Origin of the sequence: Pseudomonas putida, from assembly GCF_028682635.1 — a bacterium.
Taxonomy (GTDB): Bacteria; Pseudomonadota; Gammaproteobacteria; order Pseudomonadales; family Pseudomonadaceae; genus Aquipseudomonas; species Aquipseudomonas putida_AE.
Genome location: NZ_JANHLK010000035.1, coordinates 37,467 through 53,014, shown reverse-complemented (window position 1 = coordinate 53,014; position 15,548 = coordinate 37,467). Strand labels below are relative to the sequence as shown.

Genomic DNA, 15,548 nt, shown 5'->3' with positions numbered 1-15,548 from the left:
TCGATGCAATATTCGAAGACGCCTTCGCCGGCGAGCCGGCTCCTACAGGTCCGCGTCGACCACAAAGCAACGCCTTGCGCAAACCCGTGTAGCGAAGAGGCCCGCAAGCCCGATGCAATATTCAAGGACGCCTTCGCCGGCAAGCCGGCTCCTACAGGTCCGCGTCGACCACAAAGCAACGCCTTGCGCAAACCCGTGTAGCGAAGAGGCCCGAAAGCTCGACGCAATATTCAAGGACGCCTTCGCCGGCAAGCCGGCTCCTACAGGTCCGCGTTAACCACAAAACAACGCCGTGCGCAAACCCGTGTAGGAGCTGGCTTACCAGCGAAGAGGCCCGCAAGCCCGATGCAATATTCGAAGGCGCCTTCGCCGGCAAGCCGGCTCCTACACGCCTAGCGCCCTTCTCTGCTTAGTCGGCAGCTGATCCGGCGCAGTCATCAGGCCGAGGGCAAGCTCCGCCACCCGCTCGGCCGCCGGTACGACACTGTGAATCTTGCCCACCCCCTGCCCCGCATACAGCGACAGTTTCTGCGCCATTCGCGGCTTGTCGATCGCCCGGGCGCCGCCACCGATCAGGCGCAGCAGGTTCCATTTGTCCCGATTGGGAATCACCCGGTGCGGCGTGCCGTAGGTCCAGCCGAACGAATAACCGGTGCGGTACTCGGTGTCATCGGTGGTTGCCTCGACAATCTTCTGTTTGTAGAGCGGATGGGCGTTCGACTCATCGGTGGCAATGAACGCCGTACCCACTACCACCCCCGATGCACCGAGCGACATCAGTGCGCGCACATCGTCGCCCTGGGCGATACCGCCTGCCGCCAATACCGGCCGCCCCTCGGCGACCGCCAGGATCGAGGTCAACAACGGCATGATGCCGATCGTGCCGCGATTGAGGTGCCCGCCACTTTCACTGCCCTGGGCAATGATGATGTCCGCCCCCTGGGCGATGGCGTTGCGAGCCAGCTCCACCGAGCCCGCCTGCACCATGACCAGCAGCCCGGCATCTTTCGCCCGGGCAATCATGTCGGCGGCGTACTTCTCGGCATAAAACAGCGACAGCAGTTTGGGCTTTTCCTTGAGGATCACCTGGAATTGCGCTTCAAAGACCTCGGGGCCGCCAAACTGCGGCACCAGGTTCACGCCGAAGGGCCGGTCGGTCAGCGCCCGTGTTTCCTCGATCCAGCGGCGCAAGGCCAGGGGCGGCAGGCGCAAGCCGCCGATGACGCCCATGCCCCCGGCATTGGCCACTGCCGCGACCAGTTGCGGGCCGGAAATGGCGGCCATGCCGCCGAGGAAAATCGGGTATTTCACTCCGCAGAGCCGGGTGATGAGGTTACCCGCGAAATCGATTCTGTCCTGGTTCATGGCTCACAGCTCCACATGTTTTCCAAGCATCCGCTTGAGCGTGTTGTTCTTCAGGAGAAAGTGATTCTTCAGCGCGCCGAAGACATGCAGCGCGAGACCGGCGAGGAACGCCGAGGCGCCGATGTCGAACAGCACATCGACGACATGCTTCAAGGTCGGGTTGGCCGGCAGCAGCGCCGGAATCCACATTCCGCCGGGCAGTTGCAGCACCTCGCCGGCGGCGGCGCGGGAAGCCCAGACCGCAATCGGCAGCAGCACCATCGCCAGGGCCAGCGCGACCGCCACCGAGCGGCTGACGATCACTTCGATGGGGTTCGGCGTGCCCACCGGCAGCGGATGGTAGGACGTGATCCGTGCCCAGAATCGATAGATCGAGACGAGGAACAGGATCAGGCCCAGCAGGTTTTGCACCCGGCCGAGTGGCTGTTGCAGTGCCGCGCTGGAGACCTGGTCGATCAGCAGTTGCAGCGCGAAAATCGCCAGCAGTGAACACGCCACGATCCAGTGCGTTACGACGGTGACAGGTGAAAATCTCAGGCCATTGTCTTTGAGTTGCATGACAGGCTCCTCTTGCAAAAGACGCACATCAAAAAGGTGGAGGATCAGTGACTGACCGCCTGTGCGGCCCCGAGCCCGGTCTGGGCGCGGATCAATTGATCGTCGAAACGCTCGCGCTCGAGCACCGCGCCCTGGCTGCGATCCGTCACCGAGCCCAGCCAGGTAAAGAGGAACGCCACGTTCATCGAGATGATCGCCGGGTAGTCATAGGGGAAGATCGCCTCGGCATTGCCCAGCACCTTGACCCACACCGCCGGCGAGAGCACCACCAGGCCGACGGCACTCACCAGCCCGGCAATGCCGCCGATCAATGCGCCCCGGGTAGTCAGCCCTTTCCAGTACATCGAAAGCACCAGGATCGGAAAGTTGACCGAAGCCGCCACGCCGAAGGTCAGCGCCACCAGGAAGGCGATGTTCTGGTCCTTGAACAGGATGCCCAGCACCACCGCGACGATGCCGATACCGACCGAGGCGATCCGCGATACGCGGCGCTCGTCCCGGGCCTCGGCTTTGCCCTTCTTGACGACCATCACATAGAGGTCATGGGAGATCGCCGAGGTGCCGGCCATGGTCAGGCCGGACACCACCGCCAGGATCGTCGCAAACGCCACCGCCGAGATGAAGCCGAGCAGCAGGTCGCCACCCACGGCCTTGGCCAGGTGCATCACCGGCATGTTGCCGCCACCGATGAGCTTGCCGCCGACGATGCCGGACTCGTAGAAGGCCGGGTCCTGGCCGACGATCACGATGGCGGCCAGGCCCAGCACCGCCACGATCAGGTAGAAAAAACCGATGAAGCCCGTGGCGACGAACACCGATTTACGCGCTTGCCTGGCGTCCGGCACGGTAAAGAAGCGCATGAGGATGTGTGGCAATCCCGCCGTGCCAAACACCAGTCCCAGTGACAGCGAGATCAGCGACAGCGGGTCGGCCACCAGTTTGCTCGGCAGCAGGATCCGCTCGCCATCGTGGTGCGCGGCCACGGCTTGCTCGAACAACAGGTCGAAGGAAAAACCGAACTTGCTCAGCGCCAGGATCGCGAGCAAGGTGCCGCCCACCAGTAGCAACCCGGCCTTGATGATCTGCACCCAAGTGGTGGCGACCATGCCGCCGAAGGTGACGTAGACCGCCATCAACAGGCCCACGGCAATCACCGCGTAATTGTAGGGCAAGCCGAACAACAGCTGGATCAACTGCCCCGCCCCCACCATCTGCACCACCAGGTAAAAGCACACCACCGTCAGCGAACCGAAGGCCGTCAGGGTGCGGATGCGATTCTGATCGAGGCGGTAGGAAGCGATGTCGGAGATGGTGATGCGCCCCAGGTTGCGGATGCGCTCGGCAAACAGGAACAGCAACAGCGGCCAGGCGACAAAGAAGCTGATCGAGTACAGCACACCATCGAAGCCGTTGAAGAAGATCATGCTGGTGACCCCCAGCAACGCCGCCGCCGACATGTAGTCCCCGGCCAGTGCCAGGCCGTTCTGGAAACCGCTGATGCCGCCACCGGCCGTGTAGAAATCATCCATCGACCGGGTCTTGTTGGCGGCCCAGTACGTGATGCCCAGGGTCGTGACGACGAAGACCAGGAACATGCCGATCGCGGTGATGTTGATCGGTTGTTTCTCGACGTTCTGCAAAACATCCCCGGCCAAAACGCTGGTGGCGACTGCACCGAGCAGCGTGCCGAGGATCAAGTGGATGCGTTTCATACGATGCCCCCCGCGCGAATCTGCGCGGTCAGTTCATCGAACTCACCGTTGGCACGCAGGATGTAGAGACCGGTGAACAGCCAGGCGCCGAGGATGAACACCACACCCAATGGCCAACCGATATTGATGATGCTGGTCGCCGACAGCTTCGTTGCCAGCAGCTGGGGCGCGAAGGCGGCGACGAGGATGAACGTGAAATACGGGACAAGGGTTGCAGCGGTAAGACTCGCGACGAACGTGCGCTGGCGCGAGACCAGATCCTTGTACCGGGGATGGTTGCGGATCCTGGCTGATTCGGTTGCATGGTTCACGTTGACTCCGTGTAGCAGTGGTAGCGTTATTGTTGTTCCACAGCCTCAGATTCAGACTCGATCCGCCACTGGCTGCGGTATCTGTGCCCGTTCAACCTATGCCCGGTACAGGATCATGTAAAATGATCATTAATGATCCAGTTGATCGTTTTTGGTGAATCAACTTCCCGTGGATTTCCGCTTGCGTGTTAATCTCTAATGAGCCTTGAATTGCGCATTGGTTATTGTTTTTTCAGATAGGTGAGTTCGATGGATGTCACGGATCTCAAGGTAGTGGCCGCGGTAGCCCGCCACGGCAGCATGAACAAGGCCGCCAGCGAACTGAACACCGTGCAGTCGAACGTGTCGGCGCGGATTCGCTCGCTGGAGGACGAGCTCGGCGTGGCCCTGTTCCAACGCAGCGCCAAGGGTGTACAGGTGACGCCCGCGGGACGGCGCATCCTGCCCTTCGCCGACCGCCTGGCGAAATTGCTCCTCGATGCCACAAGCGCCGCCCGCGATGACGGCCAGCCCAGGGGCGAGCTCGAGATCGGCACGCTGGAGACCACCCTCGCCCTGCGCCTGCCACACCTGATCGCCCGGTTCGCCAGGGATTACCCCGAGGTTCGCCCGGTGGTGCGCACCGGCACCACCTGCAGCCTGATCCAGGACGTCATCGACTGTAAGCTGGAGGGCGCGTTCGTGGTCGGGCCGGTCAATCACCCGCAGCTGCACAGCGAAGCGGTCTTTCGCGAAGAACTGGTGCTGGTCACTTCACCGGCCCTGCACCGCCTGGCGGATGTCGCCGCGGCCTTGAATCTCAAGACCGTGGTTTTCCGTCTTGGCTGCTCCTATCGCCAACGCCTGGACACACTGCTGACCAGCCTTGGCGCCCCCACCCCCGAGCCGCTGGAGTTCGGTTCAATCGAAGCGATCATTGCCTGCGTGTCGGCCGGGGTCGGGGTCACGCTGTTGCCCAGGGGCGTTGTTGCCAACGCGGCGCGCGAGGGCTTGGTGGCCGTGCACGAACTGTCCCCGCAGCTGGCTGAAGTGGAAACGGTGTTCGTGCGGCGCCTCGACGGCTATTTCTCCAGTGCGCTTTCCACCTTTCTGCACCGCGTGCGTGAGGATGGCGTACCCGCTACCTTTGCGTTGTAGCGCTTTGCAGCGTACCCACCCGTGACCTGATCCAACCGTTGACCCCGGCACACGACACCAGCAGCGCGCCCGTGACGAGGAAAACCTGGTGCAGGCCGAAATGCGCACCGATCTGGCCACCGATCAAGGGCCCGATCACCTGCCCGGAAAACTGCGCCGATTGCAGGTAGCCGAGGATTTTTCCGCTGTTATGCTCCGCCACCGACTGCCGGATCAGCTTGGCGATCGCCGGCAGCAGCCCGGCCAGGGTCATGCCCATCAGGCCGCGCAACACTGCCAGCTGCCACCACTGCGTGACGAATGCCTGGGGCACCATGACGATGCCGGTCAGCACCAGGCAACCGATGATCACCTTCCAGCTGCCGACCCGATCGGCCAACGCCCCCAGCCGGGCGGCGGTGAGAATGCTGCCCAGCGCCGAACAGGCCATCACAATCCCGGCAATCCGCGCCTGATCATCAAGCGCCACGCCCAGGTCACCGATGTAGACGGTGATGATCGGCTCGATCGACATGTTGGCGAGCAAAACCATCATCGCCGTCATCAACAACGCGGCGATGATTGGCCAGCGCGCACTGTCAGCCTCGTGCCTGGATGTAGTGACCCGCCGTGCCCCGTCCAACTGCCGGCTGAAATCCTCGCGAACCAGCACCAGAGTGGCGATCGCGGCCACTGCGATCATGGCGCCACCGACGAAAAAAGTACCGCGGATGCCGACCCACTGCGGCAGGAAACCACCCACCAGCGGCCCGATCAAGTTGCCGGACAACGCCCCCGTCGACAGCACGCCCAGTGCCCACCCGGCCTTTTCCCGTGGCACCTGGGATCCGATCATCACAATCGAAGCCGAGGCATAACCGCCGATGAGCCCGGCGACCAGGCGCAGCACCACAAGATCAGTCACATCCCGCGCCAGCCCGATCAGCGACATCACCACCGCCATGCCGATGGCCGCGCGCACCAGCATCGGCTTGCGCCCATAACGATCGGCCAGTCGCCCCCACAGCGGCGCGGTAATCGCCGTACCAAAAAACGTCGCACCGAAGGCCACGGCGGACCACTGCACCACATCGGCCTGGGCCGTTACACCAAGCTGTTGCACATAGAGCGGCAGGAACGGCAACAGCATGCTCAGGCTCACCAGGGTGGTGAACGAACCGAACACACAGACAGCCAGGTTGCGCCGCCAATAGGCCAGATTGCGTTCGGCGTAATTCATGGGGCCACCGAGGTACGCGAGCTTCGCAGAGCCGCCAGCAGGTCAATCACAAAGGCCAACAACATGGCCGCCGTACCGATCAGGAACAGCAGGCTGTAGTTGCCGCCGCTGTAGGAAAACAGGAACGACAGCCCATAAGCGGCGACCGCCTGGAACAGGGCGAAACCCCCCGTGGCGGTCTGCCAGGCCGCACTTTGCCGGGCCGGATGGCGGACAAGAATTTCCTGGACCCGTCCCAATACCAGCGGCACGGTCCCGGTGACAAAGGCGCCGACCGTCACGCTGGACACCATCAGCCAGAGGCTGCCCGGTGCGAAGACCGGTACCGCGACGGCGATGGCCTCGATGATGAACGACACCCGCAACGCGCGAGCGAAGCCGACCCGGTCCGCCAGCCCCCCTGCCAGCAGCGGGCCGACCGTGGCGCCAATGCCAAACAACACCCAGTACTGCGCGCCCGTCTGCAGGCCCTGGCCCAGGCCCCGGGCGACGAAATCCACCAGGAAAATCATGTGCGGCACCCACCCGGCGGCGTTCAGCGCGTACTCCACATACAGCGCCTTGAGGGTGCCGTTGGGCGCCGGGCGATGGTGCTGGACTGTGCCGGCCACCGGCGCGTTTTCCGTCGGCCAGCCGCGCCAGGCAATGGCGGTGAGCAACAGCGCGATCAGCCCCAGGCCCAGCCAGGTTTGCCCAAGGCCCTGTTGCAGCAGCAGCGGCACCAAGGTCCCGGACGCCGCGATCCCGACGCCCACGCCCATGAAGATCACCCCGCCCGCCAGGCCCCGGCGCGAGGGCGGCACGTGCGCCAGCACAGTCGGCGCGGCCAGGACCATCAGCGCCCCGCCGGCGACACCGGAGAGGAATCGCCAGGCGAAGAACCAGGCAAAGGACAGGGGCCAGGCGCAAGCGAAAAACGCGACGCTGGCCAGCAGCATCATGCCCCTGAGGGTCGCTCGGGTAGAAGTTCTGGCCGCCAGTGTGCGGCCGAAGATCGCTCCGGCCAGATACCCCGCCAGGTTTGCCGCGCCAAGGTAGGCCGCCCTGGAGGCGTCAAACCAGTGGGCGCCGACAATCGCCGGCAATAGCGGCGTATAGGCAAATCGCGCCAGGCCAATCCCGACCAGACTCGCCGAAAAACCGGCAAGAGTGCCGCGCCATGGACTGGCGGGATGTGGCGCACTGTCGGTAGTTGCGGGTTTTACATTGTTCATCGTCTGCCCTTCCCTTCTTCAGTCGGGCAGACCTTATCTCGCGCGATGATATCTCAATAAACGAATAATCAAGATCACAGTTATCTGTATCAGAGATACCGCCGTTCATTACACGGTGTATCAACTGTAATTCCTTGCCAGCGGTATATCTTCAATCCACGGCTTTCTAGAGTGGCAGATGGCGTTCAGCCCACCGAGCTTCCTTTCCTCCATGAGCGATCCTTCATGCCCCACGACTTGAATCTTCTTGATGCCGCGCTGGCCGCCTACCCACGGGTGGCCCTGCTCGAAGGCCCGACCCCGATCCAGAAACTGTCCCGATTGAGCGGCTTGCCCGATCTCAATGGCTGCAACCTCTACGTCAAGCGCGATGACCTGACCGGTCTCGGCGGCGGCGGCAACAAGCTGCGCAAACTGGAATTCCTGCTCGGCGAAGCCTTGGCCGAAGGCGCCGACACACTGGTGACCTGGGGCGGTTTTCAATCCAATCATGCGCGCCTGACCGCTGCCGTGGCGGCCCGTCACGGCCTCGCCTGCGAGCTGATCCTGACCCCCTCGGCCGTGCGCAGCGACGATGACTTCTGCCACAACGGCAATGTGCTGCTGGACGCACTGTTTGGCGCGAAGGTTCATCGGCTGGCTCGGGGCGTCGTGCCTGATACCTATGCGGCCGAGTTGGTCGACACGCTCAAGGGCCAAGGTAAAAAGCCCTTCGTGATGCCCCTCGGCGGCTCCAGCCCCCGGGGCAGCCTGGGTTATGCCGCCTGCGCTTCGGAAATCCTGCGCCAGGCGGATGCGCTGGGTGTGCATTTCGAGCAGATCATCGTGCCCAATGGCAGTGCTGGCACCCACTCAGGGCTGCTGGCCGGTGTCACCCTGGCGGGCGCTTCGTCGCACATCCTCGGTTACTCGGTCCTGGCGACCGAGGAACAGGCCACGACCACGACCCTGGAAAAAACCCGTCAGGTTCTACAGCTGCTTGCCCCGTCCTCAACACTGGCCGACACCCCTATTCGTGTGGATGGCAGCCAACGCGGCGACGCCTACGGCGCGCCGACCGAAGCGATGCTCGAAGCGCTGCGCCTGCTCGCATCCCAGGAAGGCTTGCTCACCGACCCCGTCTACGGCGGCAAGGCCTTCGCCGGCCTGCTCGCCGCTGTACGCCGGGGCGACTACCCGGCGGGCAGCAATCTGCTGTTTGTGATGACCGGCGGGATGCCTGGGCTGTTTGCCTATCGGAGCGCCTTTGACTGAGAGCCGTACGCATGATCCCAAGCGAACGCGTTCCCCCTGTAGGAGCTGGCTTGCCAGCGATGGACGTCAACGATGACGCGCGTTGTCTAGATGATTGCGTTGACCGGACGTTTTTCGCGAGCAAGCTCGCTCCTACAGTTTGATCGGGTACAACCGCAAGAGATGGGTCGGCTGTCTGGACGCGTTGGGCCTGGTAATCGAAAAAAAATACCTCCCCAGGGAAAAACCCAAGGGAGGTGATTTTTTACCGCTGTATCGCGTTATCAGCTCTTCGCCTTGCTCATCTGGGTGAACAGCTCTGTAGGCACTTTCTTGCCGTTGGAGGTGAACTGGTTGGTGCGGAATTTGTAGACCTCGCCTTCGGAGAGGAAACCGTCGTTGTTGGTGTCCATGGCCTTGAACTCTTCGCCGCCCTGCGGGGCTACGGTCAGCAGTTCCTTGAGCGAAACGCGGCCGTCGTGGTCGGTGTCGGTACGGGCGAACGAAGCATCGCCGCATTTGCCTTCACCGCACTTGCCTTCGCCGGCCTTGGTCACTTTGGCACCGGCTTCATCTGCGCCACACTTGCCTTCGCCACACTTGCCTTCACTGGTCTTTTCCGCCGCGGCCAGTTGGTAGCCTTGGGGCAACGCGTCTGCGGCAAAGGCGGTGGATGCGAGGTTGAGGCTGCCGGCCAGTGCAACAGCGATCAGGCCAATACGGGATTTGTTCGACATACGGGACATGGTGATTCTCCGGATACTGTGTGCGGCCAAGCCGCTAAGGTCATGCGATAAGCCGTGGTGCGAGGCGCGTTTGCTTTCTCGCTGAGGCAGGGCTATTTGACGGCAACCGTGTATCCCGGATGTATCCGGTTGCAGGGGCATTTGTAAGCCAACCTGCGTACGACGGGTCTGGATACAAAGCGATACACAGGCGCGGGTCTTCCCGTCACGGGAGCGGCTATGTACTATCGCCACCGGGCCGATGCTGCCCGCCGCTCGCTCCCGATGGGAAAGGTGAAAGCATCGCTTCCTCATACGAACCCTGTCGTATCTCTTGACGGTCGAGGTTTGGCAACGCGGGCACCCAAGGATCTCGGCTAAAGGAGCAACGATGTTTTCAATCGAGCAAGCCAAGCAAATGGCCAAACAGTTGCGCGCCTCGCTGGAGGAACGCAACCAGAGCCTGTCTCACTCCACCGCGCTGGAACTGGTCGCAGAGCAACTGGGCTACAAGGACTGGAACACCGCATCAGCGATGCTTTCCCCGGCCGACACCCAGCCCGCTTCCACCGTGACCTTCGACAAGCCCATTCCCATATTGCGCATGTTCGACGAAGCCAAGGCCCGTGAGTTCTATCTTGATTTCCTGGGTTTCAGCGTCGAATTCGAACACCGCTTCGAAGCCGACCTTCCGCTGTACCTGGGCATCAGCCGCAACGGTCTGCAACTGCACCTGTCCGAACATCATGGCGACGCCAGCCCGGGTTCGACAGTGTTTGTGCCAATGAACAATATCGAACGGCTGCGCGACGAGTTGCTCGCCAAGCGCTACGGCTACGGGCGTCCGGAGATCGTCCAGCAGGGTTGGGGGCAAGTGCTTGAAGTCTACGATCCGTTTGGCAACCGGATCCGGTTCTGCCAGGGTTGATCGGGTAGATCCCTGTTCGCATCCAGACGGCGCATTGCTGCCCGCCTGGATGCGATGGTCCAGCGCCTATCGACGCAGGGAGCTGGCGGCGAGCTCCACACGCTTGCCCGGGGCAACGACCGCCTCGCGATCAGCGACTTCAAGCGCTCCTCCACTCCGTTGTTTGCGCAGCAGGAAGTACGACAGCGCCGGAATCAGGATCAGCGCGCCGAGCATATTCCACAGGAACATGAAGGTCAGCAGGATGCCCATGTCGGCCTGGAACTTGATCGGCGACCAGACCCAGCACACCACGCCGGCCGCCAGGGTGATACCGACCAGCCCGACCACCCGCCCAGTGAAGGCCACGGCCTTGCGATAGGCCTGGGACAGCGACAGGCCCTGGCGTTGATACTGCAGCTGAACGCTGAGCAGGTACAAGGCGTAGTCCACACCAATTCCCACGCCCAGGGCGATCACCGGCAAGGTCGCGACCTTCACGCCGATGCCCATGACCACCATCAGCGCTTCGCAGAGGATCGACGTCAGCACCAGCGGCAACAGCGCCACCAGCGTGGCGCGCCAACTGCGGAAGGTGATCAGGCAGAACAGCGTCACCGCCAGATAAACATAGAGCAGCATGGTGCGATTGGCCTCGCGCACCACGATGTTGGTGGCGGCTTCGATCCCGGCGTTGCCGGCGGCCAACAGGAACTGGCGATCGTCGCTGCTGTTTTCCCTGGCGAACTTGTCGGCAATCGCCACCACGGCGTCCAGGGTCTCGGCCTTGTGATCCTTTAGGAAGGCGATCACCGGCATCAGCGAGCAGTCGGTATTGAACAGCTCCGGTGCATTGACCGAGGCCTGTTGCGCGGCATAGTTCAGCACGTTCTGGTTGCGCTGGATGCTGTTGAGCTTGGGGTTGCCCTCAAAGGTACCGGCGGTGATCTGCCGTACCGCGTTGACCAGCGAAGCGGTCGCCTGCACGCCCGGAGACTGTTGCAGCTCCCAGGCCAGGCGGTCGGCGAGGATCAGGGTCTGGTAGTTCAGGCAGCCTTCCGCCGGAGTCTTGATCATCACCGCGAACAGGTCGCTCGACAGCGCGTAATGCTGGGTGATGTAGGCGTTGTCGCGGTTGTAGCGCGAGTCGGCCCGCAGTTCTGGTGCCCCGCTGTCGAGGTCGCCGATTTTCAGTTGCAGGCTGACCACGAAACCGCCGATGCCCAGCAACACGGCGACCAGCACCGTGCCGGTGGCCCACTTGCGCGTGGTGAAACGGTCGAGCAGGTCCCACAACTTGCCGAAGCCACGATGTTCGGCGGCACGGGTGTCGATCTTCAGTGCCCGCTCCGCGGCCTTGCGCCCGACGCCGATATAGGACAGCGCCACCGGCATCAGTAGCAAGGAAGTAAAAATCAGCACCGCCACACCGATGCTGGCAGTGATCGCCAGGTCCTGGATCACCGGGATATCGATCAGCATCAACACGGCGAAGCCCACGGCATCGGCCAGCAACGCGGTGACACCAGCGATGAACAGACGGCGAAACGTATAGCGCGCGGCGATCAGCTTATGCGTGCCACGGGCAATGTCCTGCATGATGCCGTTCATTTTCTGCGCTGCGTGGGACACGCCAATGGCGAAGATCAGGAATGGCACCAGCACCGAATACGGGTCGATGGCATAACCCAGCCAGGCGACGATGCCCAGTTGCCAGACCACCGCGATCAGCGAGCAGCCGACCACCAGCAAGGTACTGCGCACGCAACGGGTATAGGCGTAGATAATGATCAACGAAGTGAACACTGCCAGGCCGAAGAACATCATCACCTGGATCAGGCCATCGATCAGGTCGCCCATCAGCTTGGCGAAACCGATGACCCGGACCTTGTACGGGCCCTTGCCCTCAGCACCGGCCTTACGCGTCGCGCTGTCCCCGGCGAACTCGATCTTGTCGCGCAGCCGCTCTTCGAGCATCTGCGAAAAGGCGTGGTAGTTGATGCCCTGGCCGGTGGCCGAGGCCTTGTCCAGCAGGGGTACGACCAGCATGCTCGACTTGTAGTCGCTGGCCACCAGGCTGCCGACGATGCCGGCACGCCCGATGTTCTGGCGCAGTTGTTCGATCTGCTCGGGTTTGCCTTCATAGGTATCGGGCATCACCGGGCCACCCTGGAAGCCTTCCTCGGTGACTTCGGTCCAGCGCACCGCAGGCGTCCACAGCGATTTCATCCAGGCGCGATCAACACCTTCGGTGAGAAACAGCTCGTCGTTGACCTGCTTGAGGACCGTCAGGTAGTTCGGGTCGAAGATATCGCCCTGGGTGTTTTCCACCACCACCCGCACCGAGTTGCCCAGGCCGCGCAGCGACTGGCGGTTCTCCAGGTAATTCTGGATGTAGGGCTGGCTCTGCGGAATCATCTTTTCGAAGCTGGGGCGCAGTTCCAGACGGGTCATGGCCATGTAGCCCAGGACCACGGTGGCCAGGGCCATGAGCAGCATGAACAGCGGGCGATGGTTGAACACCAGCCGTTCGAGCAGATTGCCGGAGCGTCGATCGAAGTCGCGCAGATCGCGGATCACCGGCATGTTGTCTTGCTTGGTAGGGGCCATGTGTGAGTACTCGCTCTATTGTTCTGGCTCTTGTTCTTCGAGAAGCGTGCGGGGACCACGGCTGCCGACCACGACCAGCGCACCCTCGCCAACCGCTGTCGCGCCAGCCACCGGGGACGGGGATTGCTGCGCCACCCACTGCAAGCGGACGCTGTCGTCCTTGGCCAGCAACATGTGACCGGCCTGGGTGAAAAACCGGTAGTGACCTTGGGCATCGACGGCGGCGGCGGTGATGCTCACTTGCAATCCGCTTTCCAACGGGGTCCAGCTCAACCCGCCGTCGGTGCTGCGCAATACGTTGCCGCGCAGGCCGTAGACCACCACTTCGCCAGGCTTGCCGACCACGCCGAAAAAGCTGCCTTGATACGGCGTTTGCAACGCAGCGAAACGCTGCTGCGAGCTATCCCACTTGAGCAGCAACCCCTGCTCTCCCGCGATGTACAAGGCATCGCCGGTCGAGTTGATCGCGTTCAAATGGAAGTTCTGCGGGTTGTCGGTGCGATCCTGAAAAGGCGTCCAGCTTTGGCCGCCATCCTCGGTACGCAGGATCAGGTTGAACACGCCGACCGCGTAACCGAGCTTGTCGTCGGCGAACCAGACGTCGAGCAAGGGTTTGTCGGCGCCCTCTTCCTCCAGCCGCTGACCTTCAGCGACCAGCAGCGGCCACTGTTCGTTGGCCGGCTCGGCACCGGCCAGCTTCGAGTAATGCTTGACCAGCAATGCGCCGATCTCACGACCGTCCAGTTGCTTTTTCCAGGTCACGCCAGCGTCACTGCTGTGCAGGATGACGCCATCGTTGCCCACGGCCCAGCCTTGTTCCCGGGAAGAAAAGTAAACGGCATTCAGGTCGCTGCTGACCGGAACGCTGGCCTGCGACCATTGCTTGCCGGCGTCGTCGGAATAAAGAATTTGGCCGCGCTGGCCAACGGCGACCAGGCGCGGCCCCGCATTCGCAACGTCGAGCATGGGACTGCGGACCGCCAAGGCACTGAGCCTGGCGGGCAGGTCCAGCACATCGACGTAGGCACTCGCCTGGGCACCCGTCTGCCACAGCGCCAACAGCATCACCAGCGCCTGCAACCTGCGCTTGTTCAATGAACCCATAGTGCGTCCTCCTGGCAAAACCGGGCCGTGCTGCACACGGGGTGCAGCCGGCCTGCTGGTGTAACGCGCTTAGCGAATACCGTTACCGGCCAGTGCGTCCGGTGACCATTGCGCCTTGGTCAGCGGTGCGATGTACTTGATGCCGCCGTAGGCGCCGGACAAACCGTTGATGTTGTAGGTCCCGCCCACCAGGTCATAGATCACGTGTGGCGTAGTGTTGGGGGTGGTCACGTCGTAGCTTTGCGAGAGGAAGCTGAAAGAGCCACGGTACAGTTGGCCGCGCGCATCGTATTGATCGGAGGCCAGAGCCACCCAGCTGTCCTCGTCCAGATAGAAGCGACGCTTGGCATAGACGTGACGGGCACCGGCCTTGAGCGTGCCTTCCACCACCCACACACGATGCTTCTCCCAACGCACGAATTGCGGCGCCAGGTGGTTGGGTGTGGTCAAGGCTTTCGGGTCCTTGATGTAGCTCAGCGCGTAGGTGTTGTACGGCACGATCATTTCCTGCTTGCCCACCAGTTTCCAGTCATAGCGATCCAGCGCACCGTTGAAGACATACACGTCGTCATAGGTGCCCGAGCCTGCCGTGCCCGGGTTCGGTGTGTCATAGGCCAGGGTCGGCGCCAGCTTCACCCGGCGTTGCCCCGGCAGGTACTGCCAGGCACGACGTGCCTGGGCGAGCGGGTTGGCGGCGTCCTTGAGCATGATCGCCTCGCCCGCCCGGCGCGCGGGACCTGTGTAGAACAGACGGGTCTGGAAGTAGGTGTCCTTGCCATCGATGACCTTGCCCGGGTCTTCGAAGATCGGAAACGAGTTGACGATCTCGCCGCTGGTGGCAAGGATTTGCGCGCCTGAGGCATCGACGTTCCAGGAGTCATACTTGGTCGAATACGCCACCCCCTGATAGCGCAGCAAGTGGTTCCACATGGCTTCGGCACCTGACTGCGGAATCGGGAAAGGCACACCCGGCAGGACGTTCTCGATGGCGTTGCCACCCTCCAGGGACTTGGCGCCGGTGGCGTTCTTCAAGGTGTTGTCCAGTACGCTCTTTGGCAGGGCCACGCTGCGATGAGTCGGATAGACCTCGACGCGGAAGCTCGGAAAACGCGTGGCCAGTTCGACCGTGACGGCCGTCAGCTGGTTCTTGTACTGCGCGACATTCTTGCCATCGATCACCAGCAGCGGCTTCTCGCTGGCGTAAGGGTCGGGACGCAGGGTATCGCCCGATTTGAAACCTGCTGGCGCGGTCGTCAGGCCGCCGGTATAGGCCGGAATGGAGCCGTCGGCGTTGCCGGCTTTTTCGGCGCCCACGGCGGTGAGGTTGCTGCCCAGCTTGCTCGCGTCGGCGGCGGGCACGGCGGCCTGGACCAGGCCGGCGAAGGCCAGCGCGACGGAGGCGGTTAACAGATTGTGCATGCATTTCATGGTGTCGTTCTCCTGATTGCTTTTA

Annotated in this window: 13 protein-coding genes; 3 read left to right on the top strand and 10 right to left on the bottom strand. The window is 62.7% G+C overall.

All coding sequences use genetic code 11. From position 1 onward, the window contains the following. Window positions 1–384 precede the first annotated feature (384 nt). Genes NPS56_RS27975 through NPS56_RS27960 form a run of 4 tightly spaced genes read right to left on the bottom strand, consistent with a single transcriptional unit; the run spans window position 385 to window position 3,946 of the window. Window positions 385–1,365: an NAD(P)H-dependent flavin oxidoreductase gene (locus NPS56_RS27975; RefSeq protein ID WP_274077644.1), complete on the bottom strand. Its 981-nt coding sequence runs from the start codon at window positions 1,363–1,365 to the stop codon at window positions 385–387. Between the two features lie 3 nt (window positions 1,366–1,368). After that, entirely contained in the window at window positions 1,369–1,923 is a 555-nt protein-coding gene (locus tag NPS56_RS27970; RefSeq protein ID WP_274077643.1) for a cytochrome b, read from the bottom strand. Window positions 1,924–1,967: 44 nt separating this feature from the next. Further along, window positions 1,968–3,635, bottom strand: coding sequence for a cation acetate symporter (locus tag NPS56_RS27965; protein WP_274077642.1), 1,668 nt, complete (start codon window positions 3,633–3,635; stop codon window positions 1,968–1,970). Continuing rightward, on the bottom strand, window positions 3,632–3,946 hold the full coding sequence (locus NPS56_RS27960) for a DUF485 domain-containing protein (RefSeq protein ID WP_274077641.1): 315 nt from the start codon (window positions 3,944–3,946) through the stop codon (window positions 3,632–3,634). The genes NPS56_RS27965 and NPS56_RS27960 overlap by 4 nt, the downstream gene beginning before the upstream one ends. A gap of 249 nt (window positions 3,947–4,195) precedes the next feature. On the opposite strand from NPS56_RS27960, the gene NPS56_RS27955 reads away from it, so the two are divergent. Continuing rightward, window positions 4,196–5,083, top strand: a complete 888-nt coding sequence (locus NPS56_RS27955) for a LysR substrate-binding domain-containing protein (RefSeq protein WP_274077640.1) — start codon at window positions 4,196–4,198, stop codon at window positions 5,081–5,083. Here the strand turns inward: NPS56_RS27955 and NPS56_RS27950 are convergent. Continuing rightward, on the bottom strand, window positions 5,067–6,302 hold the full coding sequence (locus NPS56_RS27950) for an MFS transporter (protein ID WP_274077639.1): 1,236 nt from the start codon (window positions 6,300–6,302) through the stop codon (window positions 5,067–5,069). The genes NPS56_RS27955 and NPS56_RS27950 overlap by 17 nt on opposite strands. Beyond that, window positions 6,299–7,516 (bottom strand): YbfB/YjiJ family MFS transporter, encoded by a 1,218-nt coding sequence (locus NPS56_RS27945; RefSeq protein ID WP_274077638.1) that lies wholly within the window; start codon window positions 7,514–7,516, stop codon window positions 6,299–6,301. The genes NPS56_RS27950 and NPS56_RS27945 overlap by 4 nt, the downstream gene beginning before the upstream one ends. Window positions 7,517–7,741: 225 nt before the next feature. On the opposite strand from NPS56_RS27945, the gene NPS56_RS27940 reads away from it, so the two are divergent. Then, window positions 7,742–8,770, top strand: coding sequence for a D-cysteine desulfhydrase family protein (locus tag NPS56_RS27940; protein WP_274077637.1), 1,029 nt, complete (start codon window positions 7,742–7,744; stop codon window positions 8,768–8,770). A 263-nt stretch (window positions 8,771–9,033) separates the two neighbouring features. Here the strand turns inward: NPS56_RS27940 and NPS56_RS27935 are convergent, their stop codons facing one another. Continuing rightward, window positions 9,034–9,495 carry a hypothetical protein gene (locus NPS56_RS27935; RefSeq protein ID WP_274077636.1) on the bottom strand — a complete coding sequence of 154 codons (462 nt, stop codon included), beginning with the start codon at window positions 9,493–9,495 and terminating at the stop codon, window positions 9,034–9,036. Window positions 9,496–9,865: 370 nt separating this feature from the next. Between NPS56_RS27935 and NPS56_RS27930 the strand changes: the two genes are divergently transcribed. Beyond that, a complete protein-coding gene (locus NPS56_RS27930; protein ID WP_274077635.1) occupies window positions 9,866–10,402 on the top strand; it encodes a glyoxalase superfamily protein in 537 nt (178 codons plus the stop codon). A 66-nt stretch (window positions 10,403–10,468) separates the two neighbouring features. Here NPS56_RS27930 and NPS56_RS27925 read toward each other — a convergent pair whose 3' ends face one another. From NPS56_RS27925 to NPS56_RS27915, 3 genes are all read right to left on the bottom strand, one after another. Beyond that, a complete protein-coding gene (locus NPS56_RS27925) occupies window positions 10,469–12,991 on the bottom strand; it encodes an efflux RND transporter permease subunit (RefSeq protein WP_274077634.1) in 2,523 nt (840 codons plus the stop codon). A gap of 15 nt (window positions 12,992–13,006) precedes the next feature. Next, window positions 13,007–14,095 (bottom strand): WD40/YVTN/BNR-like repeat-containing protein, encoded by a 1,089-nt coding sequence (locus NPS56_RS27920; RefSeq protein WP_274077633.1) that lies wholly within the window; start codon window positions 14,093–14,095, stop codon window positions 13,007–13,009. Between the two features lie 69 nt (window positions 14,096–14,164). Then, on the bottom strand, window positions 14,165–15,523 hold the full coding sequence (locus tag NPS56_RS27915; protein WP_274077632.1) for a DUF1329 domain-containing protein: 1,359 nt from the start codon (window positions 15,521–15,523) through the stop codon (window positions 14,165–14,167). Window positions 15,524–15,548 lie beyond the last annotated feature (25 nt).